The organism is Pseudoalteromonas sp. Angola-7 (genome assembly GCF_028599255.1).
GTDB lineage: Bacteria > Pseudomonadota > Gammaproteobacteria > Enterobacterales > Alteromonadaceae > Pseudoalteromonas > Pseudoalteromonas atlantica.
This window is the reverse complement of the sequence record NZ_JAQREL010000006.1, coordinates 101,599-125,509: the sequence shown is the minus strand read 5'-3', so window position 1 is coordinate 125,509 and position 23,911 is coordinate 101,599. Positions and strand designations below refer to the sequence as shown.

At 39.9% G+C, this 23,911-nt stretch carries 20 protein-coding genes; 11 read left to right on the top strand and 9 right to left on the bottom strand.

From position 1 onward, the window contains the following. Nucleotides 1–6 precede the first annotated feature (6 nt). The 3 genes from PSH50_RS10480 (at nucleotide 7) to PSH50_RS10470 (ending at nucleotide 1,557) form a co-directional block, all read left to right on the top strand. Nucleotides 7–501, top strand: coding sequence for a hypothetical protein (locus tag PSH50_RS10480; RefSeq protein ID WP_273586353.1), 495 nt, complete (start codon nucleotides 7–9; stop codon nucleotides 499–501). Further along, nucleotides 502–687 (top strand): DUF1289 domain-containing protein, encoded by a 186-nt coding sequence (locus PSH50_RS10475; protein ID WP_024031736.1) that lies wholly within the window; start codon nucleotides 502–504, stop codon nucleotides 685–687. Nucleotides 688–750: 63 nt separating this feature from the next. Then, on the top strand, nucleotides 751–1,557 hold the full coding sequence (locus tag PSH50_RS10470) for a glycosyltransferase family 25 protein (RefSeq protein ID WP_273586352.1): 807 nt from the start codon (nucleotides 751–753) through the stop codon (nucleotides 1,555–1,557). A gap of 8 nt (nucleotides 1,558–1,565) precedes the next feature. Here PSH50_RS10470 and PSH50_RS10465 read toward each other — a convergent pair whose 3' ends face one another. The 3 genes from PSH50_RS10465 to PSH50_RS10455 form a co-directional block, all read right to left on the bottom strand. Next, nucleotides 1,566–2,837 (bottom strand): O-acetylhomoserine aminocarboxypropyltransferase/cysteine synthase family protein, encoded by a 1,272-nt coding sequence (locus PSH50_RS10465; protein ID WP_273586351.1) that lies wholly within the window; start codon nucleotides 2,835–2,837, stop codon nucleotides 1,566–1,568. A gap of 361 nt (nucleotides 2,838–3,198) precedes the next feature. Beyond that, complete coding sequence (locus PSH50_RS10460; RefSeq protein WP_273586350.1) at nucleotides 3,199–5,271, bottom strand: bifunctional diguanylate cyclase/phosphodiesterase; 2,073 nt, start codon at nucleotides 5,269–5,271, stop codon at nucleotides 3,199–3,201. Between the two features lie 143 nt (nucleotides 5,272–5,414). Next, entirely contained in the window at nucleotides 5,415–7,205 is a 1,791-nt protein-coding gene (locus PSH50_RS10455; RefSeq protein ID WP_273586349.1) for a M61 family metallopeptidase, read from the bottom strand. 203 nt (nucleotides 7,206–7,408) lie between these two features. Here PSH50_RS10455 and PSH50_RS10450 point away from each other — a divergent pair, with 203 nt between their 5' ends. The 6 genes from PSH50_RS10450 (at nucleotide 7,409) to PSH50_RS10425 (ending at nucleotide 14,499) form a co-directional block, all read left to right on the top strand. Continuing rightward, complete coding sequence (locus tag PSH50_RS10450) at nucleotides 7,409–8,944, top strand: GGDEF domain-containing protein (protein WP_273609613.1); 1,536 nt, start codon at nucleotides 7,409–7,411, stop codon at nucleotides 8,942–8,944. 79 nt (nucleotides 8,945–9,023) lie between these two features. Further along, a complete protein-coding gene (gene ppnN / locus PSH50_RS10445; protein WP_273609612.1) occupies nucleotides 9,024–10,367 on the top strand; it encodes a nucleotide 5'-monophosphate nucleosidase PpnN in 1,344 nt (447 codons plus the stop codon). 10 nt (nucleotides 10,368–10,377) lie between these two features. Beyond that, on the top strand, nucleotides 10,378–11,151 hold the full coding sequence (xni, locus tag PSH50_RS10440; RefSeq protein WP_248450211.1) for a flap endonuclease Xni: 774 nt from the start codon (nucleotides 10,378–10,380) through the stop codon (nucleotides 11,149–11,151). Nucleotides 11,152–11,220: 69 nt separating this feature from the next. Then, nucleotides 11,221–11,607, top strand: coding sequence for a DUF3192 domain-containing protein (locus tag PSH50_RS10435; RefSeq protein ID WP_004586398.1), 387 nt, complete (start codon nucleotides 11,221–11,223; stop codon nucleotides 11,605–11,607). A 6-nt stretch (nucleotides 11,608–11,613) separates the two neighbouring features. Beyond that, nucleotides 11,614–13,302 (top strand): hypothetical protein, encoded by a 1,689-nt coding sequence (locus PSH50_RS10430; protein WP_273586347.1) that lies wholly within the window; start codon nucleotides 11,614–11,616, stop codon nucleotides 13,300–13,302. 189 nt (nucleotides 13,303–13,491) lie between these two features. Next, nucleotides 13,492–14,499, top strand: a complete 1,008-nt coding sequence (locus PSH50_RS10425; protein ID WP_004586400.1) for an isocitrate dehydrogenase — start codon at nucleotides 13,492–13,494, stop codon at nucleotides 14,497–14,499. Nucleotides 14,500–14,703: 204 nt separating this feature from the next. Here PSH50_RS10425 and PSH50_RS10420 read toward each other — a convergent pair whose 3' ends face one another. Further along, nucleotides 14,704–17,703 carry an immune inhibitor A domain-containing protein gene (locus tag PSH50_RS10420; RefSeq protein WP_273586346.1) on the bottom strand — a complete coding sequence of 1,000 codons (3,000 nt, stop codon included), beginning with the start codon at nucleotides 17,701–17,703 and terminating at the stop codon, nucleotides 14,704–14,706. Between the two features lie 444 nt (nucleotides 17,704–18,147). Between PSH50_RS10420 and PSH50_RS10415 the strand changes: the two genes are divergently transcribed. Continuing rightward, a complete protein-coding gene (locus tag PSH50_RS10415; protein ID WP_054981927.1) occupies nucleotides 18,148–19,872 on the top strand; it encodes an acetolactate synthase 3 large subunit in 1,725 nt (574 codons plus the stop codon). Continuing rightward, a complete protein-coding gene (gene ilvN, locus PSH50_RS10410) occupies nucleotides 19,872–20,369 on the top strand; it encodes an acetolactate synthase small subunit (RefSeq protein WP_004586403.1) in 498 nt (165 codons plus the stop codon). Before PSH50_RS10415 ends, ilvN begins: the two co-directional genes overlap by 1 nt. 205 nt (nucleotides 20,370–20,574) lie before the next feature. Here the strand turns inward: ilvN and PSH50_RS10405 are convergent, their stop codons facing one another. The 5 genes from PSH50_RS10405 to PSH50_RS10385 form a co-directional block, all read right to left on the bottom strand. Further along, nucleotides 20,575–20,850: an HU family DNA-binding protein gene (locus PSH50_RS10405; protein WP_004586404.1), complete on the bottom strand. Its 276-nt coding sequence runs from the start codon at nucleotides 20,848–20,850 to the stop codon at nucleotides 20,575–20,577. A gap of 206 nt (nucleotides 20,851–21,056) precedes the next feature. Beyond that, nucleotides 21,057–21,596, bottom strand: coding sequence for a DUF3833 domain-containing protein (locus PSH50_RS10400; protein WP_024031747.1), 540 nt, complete (start codon nucleotides 21,594–21,596; stop codon nucleotides 21,057–21,059). Nucleotide 21,597: 1 nt separating this feature from the next. Beyond that, complete coding sequence (locus PSH50_RS10395) at nucleotides 21,598–22,071, bottom strand: chalcone isomerase family protein (RefSeq protein WP_273586434.1); 474 nt, start codon at nucleotides 22,069–22,071, stop codon at nucleotides 21,598–21,600. A 50-nt stretch (nucleotides 22,072–22,121) separates the two neighbouring features. Further along, the gene (locus tag PSH50_RS10390) at nucleotides 22,122–22,634 is read right to left on the bottom strand and encodes a DUF2878 domain-containing protein (RefSeq protein WP_029774497.1); all 513 of its coding nucleotides are present in this window, start codon (nucleotides 22,632–22,634) and stop codon (nucleotides 22,122–22,124) included. Next, entirely contained in the window at nucleotides 22,609–23,871 is a 1,263-nt protein-coding gene (locus PSH50_RS10385; RefSeq protein WP_273586345.1) for a cyclopropane-fatty-acyl-phospholipid synthase family protein, read from the bottom strand. Before PSH50_RS10385 ends, PSH50_RS10390 begins: the two co-directional genes overlap by 26 nt. Nucleotides 23,872–23,911: the final 40 nt, after the last annotated feature.

Genomic DNA, 23,911 nt, shown 5'->3' with positions numbered 1-23,911 from the left:
TTGCTTATGAATAAATCAATTATCACAGCCTTATCCTTATTGGTACTAACAGGCTGTGTAAGCCAAAAAGCCCCTGCGCCTAAAATAGTAAAAACGCAAAACGCATGTAGCCCACTAAACACATTACTTAATGCGCACACTAACGGCTTTAATGCAGTAAAAGCAAATAAAGTGGGAAATGATTTTATAAACCAGTGGCATGCTAATACTCATTTTATAGGCAATACCTGCACCATTACTCAACATAATAAGCAGTTTAGTTATCAATGCACGAGTGAAAACAAACAAGCCCTTGCCACAAATCTACATATACAAACAGTGGATAAAATACGTCAATGCTTAGCATCACAAGGCTGGTACGAAAATACGAAAGAGTCAGCAACCTCAATGAGTAGTAACTTTGTTTTGGATGAAGCTCACCCAGTTATCACCTTATTTACCTCTCAAAGCAGAACGCGCTATATTACCCGTTTTGAGATTGCTCCGCCGCTAGGAAATTAAATGCAAAAACCCACACACTCAAACACTAAGTTAAAAACAGACTGTTTAGGCATATGTGAGCGCCGCAGCGGTTATTGCACTGGCTGCGGGCGAACTAATGAAGAAATATTTGATTGGATCATCCTCAGCCAAGAAGAAAAAAACGCCATTTTAGCGCAGCCGCGAGCTGACTTAAAAAAGCCATAAATTTGCCACTTGCGTGTAACAGCCCCCCTTTAGTATTACTAAAAACGGTAGGGGGTGAACATCATGGCAGCATTATTTGTAATAAACTTAGCGCGCTCCGCGCAGCGACTCGCAAATACTCAAACGCAACTGGCACGTGTTAACTTGCCATTTGAACGGATTGATGCCGTAGATGGCGCACAATTGAGTACACAACAAAAGTTCCTACATTACAGCCCGCAATTAAATAAACAGCAGTATCACTATCCGCTAAGCAATGGTCAAATTGGCTGCTATTTAAGCCACCGTAAAGCATGGCAAAAAATAGTTGATGAAAAACTAGATTACGCGATTGTGCTCGAGGATGACTTTTATATTGATGAGAGCATTCATAATGCGATAAAAAATATTGAGCAGCTACAGCAGCCCTGGCAGCTTATTAAACTCGCCGCTTATGAAAGCCGCACTCGCCCTATTGCCTATCAGCAAAACCTAAATAACCACCAGCAATTAGTCATACATAAAAAGCTAATGACCGGCTGTTGTGCTACGGCAATAAGCTATGAAGGGGCTAAGCAATTACTTAAAGCCACAGCCCAATTTGGCCGCCCTGTAGATTGCGACTTACAACATATTTGGGAAACCCACGTAAATGGTTTTTCGCTTATGCCATACCCTGTTTCGCAAAATACAGACATACAGAGCGATATTGCAAGCTGCGGTACTAAAACAAAGGTTAAAAAAGCTTTTTTTAAACGTAAGTTTCAACAATTACACAGCGGCGTTTTAAATAAACTTTATACAAATGCATTTATAAAACAAACCAAGCAAATTAAACTTAATAAAAAAGGCGCTTCAAAAGCACCTTCTTTACTTACGCAAGGTTCTTAATTTTATAACTATGCTTTATCGAGCGCTTGGCTTACATCGGCAATAATATCGGCAATGTTTTCAATACCGACTGATAGGCGAATTAAATCACGGCTCACACCTGCGTTTGCAAGCTCTTCATCATTTAATTGGCGGTGTGTAGTTGACGCTGGGTGACAAGCCAGCGATTTAGCATCACCAATATTAACTAAACGCAAGATCATATTAAGCGCATCAATAAAGCGCGTGCCTGCTTCAAGGCCGCCCGCAATACCAAAACTTAAAATGCCTGAGGCTTTACCACTGGTGATTTTTTGGCTCATTGCATTATATGAGCTTGATGTTAAACCAGCGTAGTTAACCCAAAGTACTTTAGGGTGATTTTCTAAGTATTCAGCCAGTTGCTGCGCGTTTTCGCAGTGACGATCCATTCGTAAACCTAAGGTTTCTAGGCCAATTAAAATGTCAGATGCGTTTTTGGGCGCAAGTGCTGCACCGGTATTTCTAAGTGGCACTACTCTACAACGACCAATAAAGGCTGCTTCTGCAAAGGCATCGGTATAGACCACATTGTGATAAGACGGATCGGGCTCGTTCATCATTGCAAAGCGTGTGGCATTGGCTTTCCAATCAAATTTACCTGAATCAACAATCATACCGCCAATAGCTGTACCGTGTCCGTTTATATACTTTGTCAGTGAATGAACCACTATATCGGCACCTAACTCAAATGGGCGGCATAAATACGGTGTAGCTACAGTATTATCAACAATAAGTGGCACCCCTTTACTATGAGCAATGTTAGCTAAACGCTCAATATCGACAATATTACCTGCCGGGTTACCAATGGACTCACAAAATACTGCGCGGGTATTATCATCAATCGCGTCTTCAAAGGCGCTAAAATCATCAGCCTTAATCATGCGTGCTTCAATACCTTGGCGCGGTAACGTATGAGCTAATAAGTTATATGTACCGCCATATACTTGGCTGGTGCTCACAATATTAGTGCCTACTTCACACAAGCATTGAATAGCATAGGTAATAGCTGCCATGCCCGAGGCTACCGCTAGCGCACCAATGCCCCCTTCCATTGCAGCAATACGCTGTTCAAGCACCGCATTGGTTGGGTTCATAATACGAGTATAAATATTGCCTGGTACTTTTAAGTCGAATAAATCAGCGCCGTGTTGCGTGTTATCAAACGTGTAAGATGAGGTATTATAAATAGGCACTGCTGCTGATTTTGTGGTTTCTTCAGACTCGTAACCATGGTGCAGTGCTAATGACTCTAATTTCATAATTATTTCCTTCAATATTGTGATGATTAAACCTAGCATCATTAGCTTATAAAATGCACATGAATTAAATTAATGAATTATGAGTGTCAGGGGAATTAAAGTTTGCGGGATGAGTTTTACTCAATCTAGTGGGTGTTGTATTTCACTGCATAGGTTTTGTTTTATCAAAATACCAAAGCAGTAGCAGTAGCAGTAGCAGTAGCAGTAGCAGTAGCAGTAGCAGTAGCAGTAGCAGTAAAGCCTATCATATTAATGTGTAGCGTTATTTGGCTAAAGGGTTTAAATACTAAATGCGGTGGGCGGCTCAATTTACGCTATTTACAGCTCACTGGGTTTAGGTTAACACTTATAATAAATGTACTTATAACGCTTTAAAATCAAGTAACTGTAATGCAGGCAGCGGTTTACTAAAATAGTAACCTTGAATCAGATCGCAATTTAGCTCGGCTAGTAGTTTTTGTTGTGCTGATGTTTCTACGCCTTCAGCTACCACACTTAAGCCTAAGCTATGCGACATTGCAATTGTGGCTTTAACTAAGCTGTAGTCTTCTTGGTTTTCGGTAATACCACAAATAAAGCTGCGATCTATTTTTAATACCTCAAACGGATATTGCCTTAAATAGCGAAGCGATGAGTAGCCTGTGCCAAAGTCATCCATGGATAGTTTAATACCGAGCTTATTAAGTGCATACAATGACTCTGTAATATTGGTTTGCACGCTCATTAACACGCCTTCGGTTATTTCAAGCTCGACATTTTTAGCACTTACTCCGGTTTTTTCTAACGTGCTTGCTATAAAACTTAGCAGCTCTGAATCTCTAAATTGGCTTGGTGATAAATTAATTGCCATGCTGTAGTTTTGTTGAGAGCTTGCCTGCCACTGCGTTAAAAATGCTAATGCCTGCTCAATAACAAACTTTCCAATTGGAATAATTAAACCTGTTTGCTCTGCTAACGGAATAAACTCATCGGGCATAACCTTACCAAGCACACTATTGTTCCAGCGTAATAGCGCCTCAGCCCCAATTATTTTAAGTGTTTTAGCATCGCATTTAGGTTGGAAATACAATTCAAATTCATTTTTTTCAAGAGCAACATGCATCTGCTCTTCTATTGCTAACCGCCTTTTTATAGCGGTATTCATTTCGCTGGTAAAGCAGGCGTAGGTGTTTCTGCCAAGCGCTTTTGCTTGGTACATTGCTGTGTCTGCATGGCGTAATAAATCAGAGGCTGTTACCCCATTATCAGGGTACAAAGCCACGCCAATACTTAACGTTAATAACAATTCGCGGCCATCTATTTCAAAGGGGGTTCTAAAGCTTTTAAGTAAGCGTGTAACAATCTCGTCTAGCTGTTTTTTACTGTGTAGCTCTGGTTGTAAAATAATGAATTCATCGCCCCCCAACCTGCCTACGGTCGCGTTTTCATTAACTATTTGGCTCAATTTATTAGCGGCGCTGATAAGTAATGAATCGCCAATTTCATGCCCGAGTGTGTCGTTTACTTTTTTAAAGTCATCTAAGTCGATAAAAATAACAGCGGCTAAAGTGTTTTTTTCGCTCGCAGTGTTAATTAGCTGAGTAAGTCGTTTTAAAGAATTAAAACGATTAGGGAGTAGCGTTAAGCTATCGTAATAGGCTTGTTTACGTATAAGTTTGTTTGACTCATGCTGCTCTGTTATGTCGCGAATTATCACCATTACTTGGTCTGAATGATGTAAATAACTCACTCGCGCTTCGAAATACAACACGCCTTTGGGTACTAAAAGTTCGTATTCAAAGCATACATTACCTTTGTGAATTAACAGCTCTTGAATATTGTCTTTAAACATTTTGGCTACAGTATAGGGCAATACGCTAAACATCGATTTATTTAAAAATTGCTCAGGCTGTAAATGTAAGTTGCTCAAATCATTAGCATGGTAATCAACTATAGTGCCATCCGGTTTGAGTAAAAAGTACAAATCAGGAATGGCTTCAAATACTTTTTCGAGCATCTGCTGTTTATCCATAGCTTGCGCTTGTGCTTGTTTTACATCGCTCAAGTCTATGTCGATGCAGTACATCTGTTTTACCCCATGCTGATTTGTAAACATAACATGGCTTGAAAACACAGTAACACTGCTGCCATTTTGATGCTGTAATGTAAGCTCAGCCGCGGGGATTTCGATATCGTTTATGAGCCACTCACGATGAGCATCTATAACCGCATCTTGCATTGGAGGTGGGATAATTAAATCTTCTAGTTTTTTTCCGGTTGCGTACTCTTTTGTAAAGCCATAAAGCAGCTCACTGCCTTTATTCCAATAAATAACGCGGCGCTGCTCATCGTATCCTTGCACAGAAATACTGTGTATCGCATCAAATAACTGATGCAGCGGATCGTTAAGCACAAATTGATGTGAGAGGATTTGAGTGGTTTTTAATGACTTCATTTATACGCAACCTAGAGTCGTTATTAACACAATAATAGGACGTACTCTTAAAATTAGCACTTTTAGGTTGGTTTTTAAGTGATATACCTTTGCATAAGATATAAAAAAAGGAGCCAAAGCTCCTTTTATTAAACGCTATTATGTTAATCAGCTTTCACATTAATGGGGTGCTCTACCCCCATCCATGCTTTAAATAAGGCCCGTTGAGATAAAGTTGCATTTTTATCAGCAACCACCTTTTTAGGTTTATCATAATCTTGCGATAAAACGAGGGTTGTCGATTGAAGTGCGTCGCGACGAATAAAATCGATAGTGACTTTTTCACCCGCTTTAAATACTTCTAAGCTCGATTTTAAATCTTTTCCTACATGCTGCTTGTTAACCGCCACAATTTTATCGTCTGTTGTGAGGCCCGCCTGCCATGCTGCTCCGCCTCTGCGAACGTGGGTGAGCGTTAATAACTCACCGCTATTTTTTGCAGTTGCATCAATGCTTGCTAATGGCTTAGCGCTCTCAGGACGAGTAAGCTTTAAGCCAACTTTACCTAATAAAGCATCAAAATCTATATTAGCTGGGGTGCTCACGTTATCGTGCCACCACGTTGTGTAGTCTTCACCTGTTAGGTCTTTTAATATTGCCAGTACATCTTGCTCAGTAAACCCTTGTGGTAACGTGTGCTTGTTGTATAAAGCATTGTGTACTTGGCGGTAATTAACTTTTGCCTGGGTTGTTTCTAATAAATGTATATCTAACAACATAGAAAGCAATGAGCCTTCTAAGTAAATATTGGTGCTGTAATTACGCGCGTGGTCGCCGCCTTGGTTTATCCATTTATCAAAGCTTGTTTCGCTGGCACTTTGTACTTCTCGACCTGGTGTTTGTAAGTGGCGATTAATCGTTTTACTCATCACTTTAAAAAACTCATCGGTGGTTTCTATGCCTGAGCGCACTAATAGATGATCTTCAAAGTAGCTAGTAGAACCTTCCGAAATCCATAATAAATTTGAGTAGTTCATGTTGGTGTAATCATAAGGCGCCAGCCCTTTAGGGCGGTAAGCTTTTACATTCCAAGTATGAATAAATTCATGCGCGGCGGTACTTATAAAGCCTAAGTAGTCTTCGCGGCTACCAAAACGATTCCGTGGGCGCTGTATAATGGTTGAGTTTAAATGCTCAGTTGCCCCGCCAGCACCCGATGTAGCATGCACCATAAATACATAACGCTCATACGGGTAGCTATCCCAAATAACATTACCTGTGGTGACTAATTTTTTTAAATCAGTAAGCATTAGTTGCTCATCGTAGTTGCCTTCGCCCCATATAACTAACTCGTATTGGCGGCCATCTACTTCAAATTTATGAAGTTTGTTAATTCCTGTTTCTATTGGTGAGTCTACCAGTACATCGTAATCTGCGGCTTTGAAACTGTGTTTATTACTCGCATTTTCCATGCCTGATACAGAGCGCCACGCTTTAGGCACCTTTAAATCTACGGTAACTGGCTCTTGGCGAAACGATTCACTAAACATAAAAAAGCCAGATGCATCAATAAACGCATGGCTATCGTCTATGTGGCGTGCACGTTTACCTAACTCGTTTGCATAGACTTGGTAATCAATATTGACGTGTGTTGGCTCAGCTAAATGCACTCGCCATGTGCTGTGGTTAATTTTTTCCCATTTTAATGCATTGCCATTGTCGTCTGTGGCCGCAAAGTAACGTACCCCATTGGCTAAATTTAATATTTCGTAGCGCCCAGTGCGCCATGCAGGCAATTTAACATCGATATGCGATTGCGCCGACTTTGGAAACTCTACACTTACATTACCTAAATGATGTTGTGGCTGTGTAATACTTAAAGAATAATTTACATCGGCTAACGCAGGGGCTGCACAACAGGCCGCTAACATTGACAGGACAAAACGCTTTTTCATAATGACTCAAAGTTACTTATTATTTGAAATAAGCCTAACAAGGCATAAATTAAAAGTGAATTAAAAACGACAAACAACCTAATAGCTCAGTTTACATGCAGGGTCTAAGTAAAAATGCTAAGTTTTTAATTAGATAACTACACTTAATATGATTTTGTTGTAAACTGAAGGTAATGTAATTAATACAATGGCGGTATGCTTAGGTGTCTGAAAACTCTAACGCTGTAGATAAAAAGTTAAAGCAAGCAATTGAAGCAAGGGTAGCCATTGAAAATGCGCGTAAGCTCCAAGTTGATACTTTATCAAATCTAACTGCAAAACTGTCTTTAAGCTGTAAAGGGCTTGATATTGAGCTTGATAATAAACTCGCCAAATTTAGAAGTTCGCTAAATAAAGGTGTCGGGTTTGAAATATTATCCCCTTTAATAGATGACATTTTATTGTTACTGCAAAACCAAGAGGCGTTACAAACAGCCCATCAGCGAGAGCTGTTTTCGAGCGTACAAACAGCCGGTAAGCTTTTACAAAAAACCAAAGGCTTGCCAGACGATACCCGTCGCACCTTAAGACATTTACTCGACCACGAAATTAATAATGTACAGTCTACCCACGATTACATTCCGATTTTAAATCAGCTAATAAACTTTTATCATCATGCTTTACAGAGCAAGCTATCAGCCTCGGATGAAACAAGTACCAATGCTTCTCCTCATATGGCTAAAAAGTTATTAGAGCTTGCAAATGAGCTGGTATTAGAGGATGAATCGACAGAGCAAATTAAACAAATAAAAAATGCGATTACCGAAAACGATAATGTAGAAGCACTGTTGCAAGCCGCTTTAAATATAATTAGCGTTGTGGTTAAAAATATCAGTAAAGAGCGCCAATCGGCACAAAGCTTTTTAGTCTCACTTAATCAAACGTTAGAAGAGTTGCACTCATCAATTGTATCTACCAGCCAGCACTCTAAATCAATGGGTGAAGAGTTCGATACGCTCAACAAACGTATTGAAGGGAAAATAAAGCACTTAAACGAGCAAACCCAATCGGCTACGTCTATTTCCTCATTAAAAGAATTAGTAGACAACGAGCTAAGATCACTCAGTAAAGACTTTATTGCTAAAGAGCAGCTAGAAAGAAAAGACCGCGAAACTCTGATTGCCAGTTTTGATGAAATAAACGATCGAATTGGCAGCTTAGAAGGCAAACTAACTAAATATAAAAAACGCCTAAACGAGCAACGCTTTAAAAGTTTACTCGACAGCCTTACAAAACTTCCAAATAGAGCAGCCTTTGATGAGCGTTACAACCATGAGCTTCACTTATTTAATGTGCAGGCTTCGGATGTTACCCTAGTGGTTATTGATGTGGATCACTTTAAGTCAATTAATGACAGGTTTGGTCATACTGCAGGCGATATAACCTTACAAGTTATTGCAAAGGCGCTGCAAAAATCAGTCCGGCAGTCTGATTTTATAGCCCGCTACGGCGGAGAGGAATTTGTACTACTAATGCCTGGGCTTTCGTTGTTAAACGCAGCGCAGCCGCTTGAAAAACTTAGAAAAGTGATTAAAAATATTCCTTTTAAATTTAGAGAAAAAGAAATAGAAATCACCATTTCGTTAGGCGCTACACAATTTAAAAAAGGCGATACACCGCTCAAAGCATTCGACAGAGCAGATGACGCCCTCTATGAAGCAAAAAAAACGGGTCGGGATCGCCTTTGTATGAGTAAATAATGTCATAATTCTCAATTAGCTTGAGTGCTAAAGTAAATGACATGCAGTTTTTACATTTTAAGCAACAAGGAGAATGCCGATGTTAATACAGTTAAACCCGACTGGGGTTTTAGATTTACTGTCACAATTGGAAGTTGATTTATTAGAGCAATCTTCAGCCAGTGAACGTTATCGACTTTTTAGAAACTGTGCCTTAGCCGTCCTTAACGTAGGCAGCCACACAGACGCAAGTAATGAAATTTACGACAAATACCAAGACTTTGATATACGCCTAGTCAGTCGCGAGCGTGGCATTAAAATTGAGTTAGAAAACCCTCCCGAAACCGCCTTTGTTGATGGTGAAATAATTACCGGTATTCACGAGCATATTTTTTCGGTGATCCGCGATATTTTATTTATTTGCCAAAAATACGAAAAAGATCTTAAACAGCAAAAAGCCATTACCCATATGGTATTTGATATGCTTAGAAACGCCGGCGCACTGCGTGTTAACAGTGAGCCAAATATGATTGTATGTTGGGGCGGGCATTCAATTAACGAAATAGAATATAAATACACTAAGCAAGTAGGTTACGAGCTTGGTTTACGTGGTTTAAATATATGCACTGGCTGCGGCCCAGGCGCGATGAAAGGCCCGATGAAAGGTGCCACTATTGGCCATGCTAAACAGCGCATTAGCGAAAACCGTTATCTTGGTTTAACTGAGCCTAGTATCATTGCCGCAGAGCCGCCAAACCCTATTGTAAATGAGCTGGTAATTTTGCCTGACATTGAAAAGCGCCTTGAAGCATTTATTAGAACGGCGCATGCAATTATTATATTTCCAGGTGGTGCAGGTACTGCAGAAGAATTACTTTATTTATTAGGTATTTTGCTGCACCCAGATAACGAAAAACAGTGTTTGCCTGTTATTTTAACCGGCCCTAAAGAAAGCGAAGCGTACTTTAGCGAGTTATGTAAGTTTGTAGAGCTGACATTAGGCAAAGAAGCCCTTGATAAGTTTGAAGTAATCATTGATGATCCAGCGCTAGTAGGGCAAAAATTAAAATCAGCTATGGCAAATGTACGTAATTATCGTAAAAGCCAAGGCGATGCCTACTACTTTAACTGGACACTTAAAATCGATAACGATTTTCAGCAACCTTTTGCACCTACGCACGAAAACATGGCAAGTTTAGATTTGCACCTAGAACAGCCCAAGCAGCAATTAGCGGCTAACCTACGTAGAGCGTTTTCGGGGATTGTTGCTGGCAATGTTAAAGATGAAGGCCTACGCGCTATAAAAGCACATGGACCTTATGTGTTAAGTGGTGAGCCTGATTTAATGAAAGATATGGATAAACTATTACAAGCATTTGTAGACCAAGGTCGTATGAAGTTACCCGGTAGTAAGTATATCCCTTGTTATGAAATAAAAGCATGAGTTTGACTATTTGAAACCCCATTTACTTTTAATTGATGCGCTTAATTTAATTAGGCGCATTTACGCAGTTGACGCTAACCAAACACACCATAGTGAAGAACAGATGCTAAAGGCCAGTTGCGCGCGCGTAGCACATGCTTGCAAAAAGCTTTTACAGTCAACAAATGCCACTCACGCTATAGCTGTCTTTGATGGCGACAAAAGCTGGCGCTACCACTTTTATAAGCAATATAAACACTCTAGGGCCCCCATGCCCGACACGCTTAAAAATGCGCTGCACAACTTTAAAGAAGCTATAGAGCAAACGGGTATCGTTGTATTTGAACCGCTTAACGATGAAGCCGACGATATCATAGCCACCTTAGCCGACAAAGCTGCAAAAAATAAGATAAACAGTACCATTGTTTCTACAGATAAGGGTTTTTTACCTTTTTTGAACGACTATATTTGTGTGTACGATTATTTTAAAAAGAGCTACCTAGATTGCGTCAGCATTGAGCAGCGCTTTGGTATTGAGCAAAGTAAACTTATTGATTTTTGGGCCTTAGCGGGTGATAAAACTAACGATGTACCCGGCGTTAAAGGCATAGGGACTAAATCGGCTCAGCTTATTGTAAATACCTACGAAAGCATAGATAGCGCCATAGAAGATGATGCCCTATCAAGCAGTATTCAAAGAAAGCTAGTTGAGCAAAAAGACATGTATGTTATTTCTAAACAATTAGTAACTTTACGAACAGATATACAGCTAGGTTTTAGTTTAAAGCAGTTAAGGTTGCATTAGTCGCATGTTGATAGCACTGTTTAAGCGCACAACATATACTCACTTTATTGTTGCGAGTGTGAGTTAAAAATGATTAAAAAGTTTATAAGATACTTAATATTAGGGTTAGGCTTGTATGCACTCATTGCGACTTTAGTGATCACCTTTTATAAAGATGACCCGCAAGCAATGATTTGGCAAGACCGTGAGGCTTTTAACGAGCGATACATAAGAAAGCTGTCAATTGATGAGGCGGTTACTTTAAACAGTGTACTCGATTATTTAGGAAGCCCCGATTTAACCTATGCCAAACGTAACAAAGACCAAGTATGGCAGATTGTTTTTTACCGTACTCAGCACCAAACTTCAGATGGCATAACCACGATGGATGAATGCACCGGCTTATTATTTAAAAATGGTGAGTTATTTTTATGGGGCCCCAGCGCCTATACAACTTATCAGGAAAAGATCAGGTGATGGCCAATGGATGAGCCCATTTCAAAACAGTTAGTGCGGTTACTGCATAACACACATCAAATACTAACAATTTATAGTGACAAAACGCAGTGGCAACATCTTTATCCGCTTGTTGTACAAACAGCCCAGCACTATCGCGTTTTGTATCAGCAACACCCGCACGCTTTACAAGCGCGTTTAAGCTTGTACACCAGCCACTACGACTTTGCTACAAACCTCGTTATTAACCAATGTGTTATTAGCACCGCACTGTGCGCTAGCCAGCAATTTGATGACGAACTAACCGAGCTTTATATTGGTGTTGCATTGGTAGAACATTGCTGCGTTGTAGCGCAGCATAATAAAATTGCGCAGCAGCAAATGCTTACACTCAGCGATAAAAAAATATGGCGTTTTCGCCATCAGCTAGCAGCAAAAGTATTGCTCAGTGCACAGCACCCTACCCAAAATAGCGTGCGTATGTTGGCTAAACTAAATAAGTATAAGCAAGCGTTACTAAGCACTAGCGACATAATGCTATATGACAATGCCATAACCTTGTGCGCATTAAGTAATATTATAGCGATGAACATAACCTATACATCGAAAAAAAACCCATTAAATTTTTACAAAGCTTTGGGTGAATTGTATGTCAAAACAGCTAACCCATTTGCGCAAAGGTTAATTAAGGATTTAATAGCGCATATAGGCCCACACCTGCCAGGCAGTAAAATTGTTTACAGCGACCAAGCAATGGTTTATCTAGCAAGTGATGAGGCTAATAAGCATATACTAATTAATGCCAATAATGAGAAAAAATTGGCGTGGTACAAGGTTAAAACCTCACTTAAAGATCAACCACTGCAATGGCTATGTACTGATAAACGGGTATTATTTTTAGCCTGGAACAATGAGCACCTGGTACGTAAAGCCCCGGCGCAGATAAGTTCAAAGGCCGAATTAATAGCGTTAGTGAGTCATATAAAAGTAGCGCATGAATATAGTTTTAAAGGCTTAGATAAGTTACTAGCCCCTTTTAGTGAAATAACACAGAAGCTCTGCCAAGCAGTCAGGCCCTATAACAATCAGCACCAAGCCGCCAAAGACTTACGCCATAGCTTGTCGATGGTCGGCTACGATAATGCACCGGCGATTATTCAGCGGGTTATATTTGAGCAATTAGTGGATACATCACATCATCCGCACAAACACATCGTACTGAATAAACTTAATAGCTTTATTAGTATTTTAGCTTTAATGGTAAGTAATAACCCAAAACAGCAATTTGAACATATAGCCTTGCCCATCTATGGTTACGTACATTATTTATTAACCCATTGCAGTGCACAGCTCTGTGCAAAAGTAACCATAAGTAGCGTGCCTAACCAAACTTATAGTGCCCCATTAGCAGCCTTTTTTGGGGTGGAAGCGATTAATTATGAACATTTAAATACAGAATTAACACAACTACTGAGTGATAATCCATGGACCAAGCCCCTACTCGATGCTGAACAACAACCTAAAAAAGAGCTAAACGAGCAGCACAAATTATGGATTAGTTTAAAGGTCGTGGCGCAAACTATTTTTAAACCCGCTCTGCCTTTAACGCCTTGGCAAAAACAAACTTTAAATGCGCAGCTAAAAGCACAAGGCTTTAAATCTGAGGATGATTTTTTTGCGCAACTGCAAGGCTTATCGCTATATAACAGCATTTAAGTCACTTATGCTGACTATAAACACAGGTTATACCCTGTATTTATAGTATAAACTGGCAAAATGGGCGATAAGTTGGTATAAATGCGCCCTCAAAATATATCCACATACGTCACATAAATGACCTAACAAGCAGTTACTATTATTAGTAATAATTTATGTGCTTTTTTTATTCTTTTAAAGGAAAAGTCAATGGCCAAACAAACCATCACAGTGATCAAAGGCGACGGCATCGGTCCGAGCATTATCGACTCAGCACTTGAAATATTAAAAGCCGCAGGTTGCGATTTTGATTATGAATTTGTTGATGCAGGCCTAGCTGCACTAGAAAAAACTGGCGAGCTACTTCCTCAAGAAACAATTGATACAATCGCTAAAAACAAAATCACTCTTAAAGGTCCACTAACGACGCCGGTAGGTGAAGGTTTTACGTCTATTAACGTAACATTACGTAAGCAGTTTGGTTTATACGCAAACGTACGCCCTGTTAAATCTTTTGTTGGTACTAAAGCACGTTACGATGATATCGATATCATTACTATTCGTGAAAATACCCAAGGTATGTACTCAGGTTTAGGCCAAGTAGTAAGCGAAGACGGTAACGAAGCAGAAGCTAAATCTGTAATTACTCGCGAAGGCGCTGAGAAAATCATCACTTTTGCCTACGAGTTAGCAGTACGTGAAGGCCGTAAAAAAGTAACCGCAGTACACAAAGCAAATATCTTAAAATCTACCTCTGGCTTATTTTTAAAAGTTGCACGTGAAGTTGCTGAGCGTTACCCGCAAATTGAATCAACTGAAATGATTGTTGACGCAACATGTATGAAGCTAGTAATGACACCAGAAGAGTTTGACGTTGTAGTAACAACTAACTTATTTGGCGACATTTTATCTGACCTTTGTGCTGGCTTAGTTGGCGGTTTAGGTATGGCACCAGGTGCAAACATTGGTGAAGATGCTGCTATTTTTGAAGCCGTTCACGGTAGTGCACCAGATATTGCTGGCAAAAACCTAGCAAACCCTACTTCAGTAATTTTAGCGTCTATCCAAATGCTTGAGCACTTAGATATGGGCGACACGGCTGAGCGTATTCGCAGCGCAGTAGCTGATGTAATTAAATCTGGCGATCGCACAACACGTGACTTAGGCGGCAGCCACGGTACAACTGATTTCACTCAATCAGTAATCGACCGTTTATAATTTAACAAGGTTAATCTTGTTTTAAGCCTAAAAAGCCAGCATATTGCTGGCTTTTTTGTATTTTAACCTTTGTTGATAACATCACTTGGCATAACTACGCTATTTATTTTAAATAGAATTTTTAATGCAGCGAGCATCACCTTTTATACCACTGGTGTTAAGTTATTAGACATTTAAGTCGATTGGTATTACTTCACAAAATCATTAAACTTTATTGCTGGTACGCCGGTAAAATCCACTTATCACTAATAGCGCAATTAAATAACCTATTGCCCCACCACTTGATGACGATTCACTTTGCGCTTCTTGTACCGAGACTGTTAGCTCACTACTTATAACTTCATTGGTTTGACTGTCTGTGAGCACAAGTTTTACCATATAACTACCTGCACCTTGGTAATTATGACTTGGGTTTTGCGTTGTACCTAGTGGGCTGCTATCGCCATAATCCCAGCTATATGTATAATTACCAGATCCACCTAATGGTGAGCTATTAAATTGTACCGTTAAGTTATTTGCCGTATGGCGTGTACTTAATTGCAGCGGTGCGTTAACACTCAAAGCATGCTGTTGGCTAACACTTATCCCTTGCGTATCAGTTACTATTAACGCGAGGGTGTAATCTCCAGAGTAGCTAAATTGGTAATCTAGGTTTTCAGTTTGCGATACGGGTTCACCATCTATAAACCAACTCATGTTGTAAGGTGCTTCACCGCCAGTTACGATTGCTTGAGCAGATAAAGTCGCACCATTTAACTGATACGTTAAATTTTCAATTTCTAGCGGCTTTGTGATGGTAATTTGTTTAGTTTGTGTTTGCGTAGTCGTCTCACTCGTTGCCGTAAAGGTAACGCTATAGGTGCCATAATCGGCATAGGTATGTGTAGGACTTAGCTCAGTACTCGATTGCCCATCACCAAAGTCCCATAAAAATGTATCTGTGGGGGTTAACTTTAAACCGGCTACATTAAAGCTAACGGTTGCCTCGTTTACTGTTGTGGTTATTTGTTGTAGCGCATCATAGCTAAGCAAAAGCTCTGCTGTTTCACTTTCAGGGTGTTGGCTGACTATTTCAAAGTTAAACCCTTGGGGAGTAAGCACCACACCTGATTCAGCCTGCTGCGTAAAGCTGTAATCAAAATGATCATTGAACTCACTAATGGCAGCTAAGTCTTGATCGCCTAAACCTGCACTTTGCTGATATAAACTAAATGCAGCATCGCGTACTTGTATAGGTGTATCTGCAAGTGTGGTGCTACTTGTACCGCGATAAATTGGCTTTTGATCCGCATCAACCACTAAATTAAAACCACCCCCTGGGTGATCAGTTGTGTTGTTGTTATCAAATGCACTATTGCTATACCATAATAAAACTCCCGGTGAATATTGCTCTGCTTGTAAGCCGGCATCCACACCTCTGTGCGCACGTAGCTGTATATAGTAGTGGGCTGGTTTAGCATAAATATAACTACTCACGCGGCTAAAACCATTTAACGCTAAGTTAATACTTGGCTGCTCTGCGTTATTTTGCCAAATCACAGTATTGTTGTTTGTTATTTTTAAATCATCGGCTACAAAACCATAATACTGTGTGTTTGTATCGGTAATATACTCAATACTTAATGTAATGGTTTGTCCTGCATATTGTGTTAAATCAAACTCATGCATTAAAAAACCATTAGGTTGCTGCGCATCTGCATGTAAAAACGAATCACCAGTTATATACGGGCCTATATCGCCATAATAAGGATTTGTCTCGATTGTATAATTACCAGCTAAAGGAGTTTGGTTTACCTTTACTTGTACAAGGTCATAATCGCGCTCAATACTGTAGTAAGCTAAAAAGCTAAGAGTCAGTGGTGTAGCCGCCTCAGGTAAGGTCACGGTTTGTGAGAGCGTGTGTGTTAGGTTGTTACCTGTACCAGAGTAAAATTGAAAATCACCTTCAACCGGGGTTTTAAATTTTTCTAGCTGCTGCGCAAGTGTCACTTTAATTTGGCTTTGCTGCTGAGAAAGTGAGCTAGTATAAACTAGCGACTGCTGAGGCTGACTGCTCACTTCCTCCATGGTTAAATTAAGCTGGTTCACCCAATTGCCTTGGTATCTGTTTTGTAAATACTCAAGCGCCTGTGCACTAAACATAACGGGCTGTGAACCTCTAGGCCCACCAGCCCAGCTACCAGTAGACATTATTGACCAAGACGATACAGGCTCACCCACGGTATTTGACTGTAAATCGTACTCATCTGCTAAACCTAAGTCATGACCAAATTCATGCGCAACGACACCTATGCTGGCATCTATTGGATTTATCGTATAACCCGATAACTTAACGCTACTACCCGCAATACTGACAGGTTCACTGTTTTCATCAAATACGTAGTAGCGGTGAGACCAAATTGCATCAACGCCTAAATAGCCTCCACCGGATTCTTCACCAATACTGGAATGAAAAACCATAACATGGTCGATAATGCCGTTTGGCTCGTTGATAATGCCATCGCCGTCAATATCATCTAAATCTGTTAAATCATATTGCGTTAAATCAATATCAAATTGTGCAGTGGCTTTTTCGACTGCTTCTTGTATCAGTGCGGGGACATTTATATCGCGCGTGTTGCCTACGCGCTCACCATAGGTTTTTGCATTACTATCTGCCCTAACCCACCCATATACTTGCCCGCTAAAAGTTAAGCTAGCACCTGATGCATCGTAATAATAATCGTATACGCTGCTAAGCGTTTCATTATTAGGTCCAATAAACCCACCCTCATTAAAAAGCAATTGTTGGTAATGCTCCTTTGTATAATTTTCGTAATACATATCGGTATCATCATCAACTAGCTGATTGTCATCGTACTTTAAATCAGGAAAATCAATTAAAATAGCCAGTACTTTAACCTCATTTAGCGCGCTACTGGGGCTAGCCGCACTTGCATATTGCAGCTGCTTATTGGCTTGCTTAGCGGTTAAGCGGGCTTTCATGGTAGAAACAGGTTTTAACTGCGAAGGGTTAAGCATTGCAGTATTCGCTAAGTAGCTTTCAACCGTTGGCTTGTTAGTGGTTTGTTGGGTATCAGCGCGTTTATTTAACCAATACTCTATTCTTTGTTTGTTGATAATACCTGGGTCATGCGCGCTGGTATTTGCTGCGTTAAGATTTAGGCTGCAAAGAAATAAGCCAAGCCATATTATTTTTTTCACTGTATCTTCCCCAGATAAACTATTGCTCTATCATACCTAATATATGCATTAAGCACAGCGCTCAAATCACCTATTTACCCATTATGGCTACTCGGTAAAATCAGCATAATTTCTTCATATTTTTTATATAAATACAAATAGCGTGCAACTTTTTAGTATAAAAACAAATTAATTTGAAATTTTAATCCAAAACAGCCCTTTCAAGGTTGACATAAGCACGTAAAACCCTTAAAAATAACCCCATATAGAATTTTTAATCTAAAGCAGCATTTTGCTTTTTATAAAGTGACAATTATGAAAAAACAACTTCACCTTTTAATCGTACTCGTAGTGGTCTTAGTGATAAGCCCAGCGGGGATGTATTAAAAAGTGAAATTGCTTTTTAAAAACCCTCGCACTACGCGGGGGTTTTTTTATGCATAAACAGCGCACAGAGGAATGAGGATGAGCAAACAAGAATATAATGGTTCTGAACTAGTTGTTCAGGCATTAAAAGAGTTGAAGGTTAAGTATATATTTGGCTACCCAGGTGGATCGGTTTTAGATTTATACGATGCACTTTTTCAACAAGAAGACATTGAACATATTTTAGTGCGTCACGAACAAGCCGCAACCCATATGGCTGACGGTTATGCCCGTGCTACTGGCGAAGTTGGTGTTGTACTTGCTACCTCAGGCCCTGGCGCAACTAACTGTATTACAGGTATTGCCACCGCTTATATGGACTCAATCCCGATGGTGGTATTATCGGGGCAAGTACCTACTAGCTTGATTGGTGACGATGCATTCCAAGAAACTGACATTGTTGGCTGTTCTCGCCCGGTTGTAAAACATAGTTTTAACTGCAGAAGCGCTGAAGAAATTCCGGCTATTTTGGCAAAAGCGTTTTACATTGCAAGTACTGGCCGCCCAGGACCCGTTGTTGTTGAGCTACCAAAAGATATGCTTAACCCTGCTATTAAGTTTGAGTACAACTTCCCTAAAACAACAGAGCTTAGAACGTACAGCCCAAATACAAAGGGCCACTCAAAACAAATTCGCAAAGCAGTTACCGCAATTTTAGAAGCAAAAAAACTGGTTATATACTCAGGCGGCGGTATTATTTTATCTAACACCTCTGAGCAATTAACCCGCTTAGTTGAATCGCTAAATGCACCTATCACTAATACATTAATGGGCTTAGGCGGTATTTCGGGTATTCACCCAAATTACGTGGGTATGCTGGGTATGCACGGTACGCTTGAAGCCAATAAAGCCATGGCAAATGCCGATGTAATTTTAGCACTGGGAGCACGTTTTGATGATCGTGTAACCAATAATGTTAAAAAGTTTTGCCCTAATGCAACCATCGTTCACGTTGATGTAGACCCGACCTCTATTTCTAAAACGATTAAAGCACACATTCCGGTGGTGGGCTGTTTAGCCACTGTGATGGAGCAACTGCAAGCCGGCATAGATAAAAGCAGTATTCAAATTGATCGCAGTGCACAAGAGGATTGGTGGCGACAAATTATTAGCTGGCGCGAGCAAAAGTGCCTAAGCTACAACACCGATGGCGACAAAATAAAGCCTCAAGCCGTTATAGAAGCAGTGTATAAAGCCACTAATGGTGACGCATATGTAAGCTCTGATGTGGGTCAGCACCAAATGTTTGCAGCGCAATATTATCCATTTAAAAACCCTCGCCAATGGATCAATTCAGGGGGCTTAGGCACCATGGGCTTTGGCTTACCAGCAGCGATGGGTGTTAAGCTTGCCTTTCCTGATAAAGAGTCAGTGTGTGTAACCGGCGATGGCTCTATTCAAATGAATATTCAAGAGCTATCAACATGTTTACAGTACAACTTGGCTGTAAAAGTGGTTTCGCTAAATAACCGCTCACTAGGCATGGTTCGCCAATGGCAAGATATGATTTACGGCGGTCGCCATTCATCTTCATATATGGACTCATTACCTGACTTTGTAAAACTTGTTGAAAGCTATGGCCATGTAGGCATAAAGGTAGATACTTTAGATGAGCTACAACCTGCTATAGATAAAGCCATGAGCATTAACGACCGTTTAGTATTTTTAGATATTAACGTTGATGAAAAAGAACATGTATATCCAATGCAAATTAAACTAGGTGGCATTGATGAGATGTGGTTACGTAAAGGAGTAAAAGCATAATGCGTCGTATATTATCTATTTTATTAGAAAACGAACCAGGAGCCTTATCTCGCATTGTTGGGCTTTTTTCACAGCGCGCCTACAACATAGATAGCTTAACAGTGGGTACTACTGATGATGAGTCACTGTCACGTATCACCATTACCACTATGGGTGATGATAGAATCGTTGAGCAAATTACTAAACAAGTTAATAAATTAGTTGATGTACTTAAAATTATTGATTTGACTGAAATGAGTCACATCGAACGTGAATTATTACTTGTTAAAGTATTTGCCCAAGACGAAACCACACGAGCAGCGGTTACACGTGTTGTAGATGTGTTTCAAGGTGCTATTTTAGATATGGGACGCCAAAGCTACAGCTTACAACTGGTAAGCAGCACAGACAAAATAGAATCGTTTTTAGACACCCTACGCCATGAAACCGACATTATTGAAGTGGTGCGCTCTGGTGCTGTAGGGATCGGCCGTGGTGACAAAGCATTAAAAGCGTAATTAATTAAAGCTTAAGCGTTTTTATTAAATCCCTGCTAAGCAATTAGCAGGGATTTTTTATGCTAAGCCTTGCCTTACAACGCTCTGCATTGATACCTAATTAGGCATGCGGAAATAAGCTTAACTTAGGTAAGCTCACTGCTTTAATACAGGCAAAAAAAAAGAGCTAAATAGCTCTTTTTTAAAAAATTCTGTAAAACGCCAATTAAGGGTTTACTTGGTCTTTAAGACCTTTACCTGCTTTAAAGCTTGGGATAGTTGCCGCTGCGATTTGGATCTCAGCACCCGTTTGTGGGTTACGGCCAGTACGTGCTGCACGTTCTTTAACTGAGAAAGTACCAAAACCTACTAATGCAACTGAATTACCTTCTTTTAAAGAAGAAGTTACAGCGCCAGTAAACGCGTCAAGTGCACGTGTAGCAGCAGCTTTAGAGATTTCTGCATCAGTAGCGATTTTTTCAACTAATTGAGCTTTATTCATTGTTAGATTCCTATTCGTTATTATTTTGCCTTCGCAAAACCTATCTTTATGCATTTTTAAGGAGTTAGCAACAGCAAATTGCATTTTTTGCTTAAATACTTCGAAAATGCGTAAAATTTTAATAATTCTCGGTAAAATACAGCGTGTTGGGTTAACTAAAACTTAATTTAAGTACACAAAAGGCACACTTTAAATAACACACTGCTCTATATTTTTTCGATAACTAAGGTCACTTCCCCAACCTCGACACCAAACTTAACAATAGACGTTCGGTTTATCAAGCGCGATTGTGTAACCAGGTACATCCAATCATCAAAATTTACCTCAAGCGTACTGCCGTCATAGGGTAAGGCCACATTGTAGTTCCAATGAAACACACTGCCTGCGCTTTTACCGGTTGCAATGCCAAGCACATCATCAGCACGTCCCACTAAGCTATTATCGTCATTAAGGGTGACATACCAAATACGCTTTTGTGTTTCACCATCGTCATACACAAAGTCTTCCTCTATAACGCCCTCGTTCCCTTCCCAGCGTGCATTCATAGTGACAACAAGTTTACGTGTGAGTTCGCCTTTATAATCTTGCACAACGCCGTATGCTTTCAAATCGCCACTAAAAAACGCTTTAAAATCAAATTCTGGGTTGCTGCTATTGTAGTGCTCTACTTTTGGCGCGGAGCAGCTCACTAAAAATAATGCGGCCATTAAAATACATAACTGTTTAAATTTATTTATATTGCGCATGTTAAATCCCTAATAATTGTTTTCTAAGTGCTGGCTCTGAGGTGTTTGGGCTTAGCCAAATAGCTAAAAACTGATTGGCAAATTGCGAGTTACTAATTTCACCTAACTTTTTGTCATTATGATAAAAAGTAGCCTCACCGCTTGGTGATGTTTGTAAGCTTAACGACTCGCCTTTTTTAATGTCTGGCCAAAGAGTGAGCAATTTATCAGCATACTTAGCAGATAAGTCACTTTTACCTAAATGCTGCCATTGCTCTTTAGTGGCTTTAACAATGTCTTTTGCTGCAAAGTCTCGCAAATAGGTGAGCGTAAATTTAACGGGGTGCGCCCCCTGTTTGTAACTCCCTGAGCGGGTATATAACGTTGCATCGTAAACATCCCAAAATAAATATTCCATGCGCGCCTCGCCCACTTTTTTAAAGTCAGTTTGCTCTTCGCTAAAGCTCAATGGGGTAAAAAAAGTAGCCATAATCATTGTGGCCGTTATTGCACATATTTTTGCGGTGATATTCATACAAGCTCCTGTTATTGCTTGCTAAAATTTATAATCGCTTTAATTTTTTGGTTAATAATAAGAATTAATGTAAAGGCAGCAGCCCAAAGTGCGCCGTACAGAAGCCAAAACATCCACACAGGTGAATAAATACTAAGCACGCCAAATTGAGCGCCTGAATAATAACTAATTGGCGCAAAGGCTAAGCACACTAAATAGGCTTGCCAAAGTTTTAGGTTAGTAATAAACGCCATTGATGTGTTTAAGCAAAGCAATAATGCTGCCCATAGCAAGGCTAACCAAAGCGGAAAAGGGGATACTTTAAATTCCAAAAGGTTTAGCTGCACAGCAAGGTATTCACATAACAGCGCAATTGGTAAAGCTTTGACTAAAAGCAACGCGTCGAGCTTATGCTGCTTTGATAAAACAAACATAAGCACAACAATACCAGAGGTGTATAAAACAGATTGAGCTTCTAAAAACAGTGATAAAAACCACACTGTTTGAAAAAGCACAAAATTAATAATTAAGGGCAATTTCGTCATTTTGACTAGTAAAACGTGGTTTACGCGCCGTTAAATGAACGGTACTGGTTGCTCGCGTTCTAAAAGCGCCTTCACAGTAAGCAAAGTAAAATAACCATAATCTGTAAAAACGCTCATCAAACTTGTCACTGTCTAGGGTGTGCCAGTTATCAATAAAGCGTGTGCGCCAATCGGCTAGTGTTCTAGCATAATGCGCGCCTATGTCGCTTACAGTATGAATAACCATATCGGTATTGTTCTTAATTTGCTCGCTCATCTCATTAATTGAAGGCAAACAACCACCGGGGAAAATATACTGCTGAATAAAGTCAGAGTTTTTTAAATAATGTTGATAACGTTGATCGCCAATAGTGATCGCTTGGATAAGCATTGCACCGTCTTCTTTAAGCAAGCTATTACATTGCTTAAAAAAGCTTGGTAGGTATTCATGCCCTACTGCTTCTATCATCTCTATTGATACAAGCTTGTCGTATTGCCCTTCTAATAAACGGTAATCAAGCTTGAGCAAAGTTATATTATTTTCAAGTCCTAACTGTTTAACCTTGTTTTCAACATAGGCATATTGCTCATCAGAAATCGTTGTTGTGGTCACATGGCAGTTGTAATGTGTGGCTGCGTAAATCGCAAACGCCCCCCAGCCTGTGCCAATTTCAATAACTGAATCGCCTTCGTTTATCTCTACCTGCTCACAAATTTGTTTAAGCTTGTTTTGTTGAGCATCCTCAAGAGAGGCGTCTTTTGATGGATAAACAGCGCAGGAGTAGAGCATTTCCTCGCTTAAAAATGACTCGTATAAATCGTTACCTAAATCGTAATGTGCAACGATATTCTTTTTCGACCCAGATTCTGAGTTGCTGTTTTTAAGATGGTTAAAACGGTGGGCTAAGCCACTAAAAAACGAGAATTTTTTTTCAAAAGCATCTAGTTGTTTTTGGTTAATGGCAAAAATTTCGATGAGTTTGGTCAAGTTATCACACGACCATTGCCCAAGAACGTAAGACTCACCTGCACCCACACTGCCAGATAGCGCAAATGCTTTATACATGGCAGTGTCGTTAACGGTAATAGTGGTTTTTAAGTTTGAATGTTGTTGACCGAATACTGTGGAGCGACTGTTCTCAACTAACACTATTTGACCTGTTTCAATACTTGCAAAGGCTTTGGTGACTAGCTTTTTATATAAGTTTGTAAACCAACCTGTTTGCTCTTGGCAGTTTATACTCGAGACTTTTTCCATCTTAAACCCTTTATAATTGTATCGCTACCCGCAACTAAGC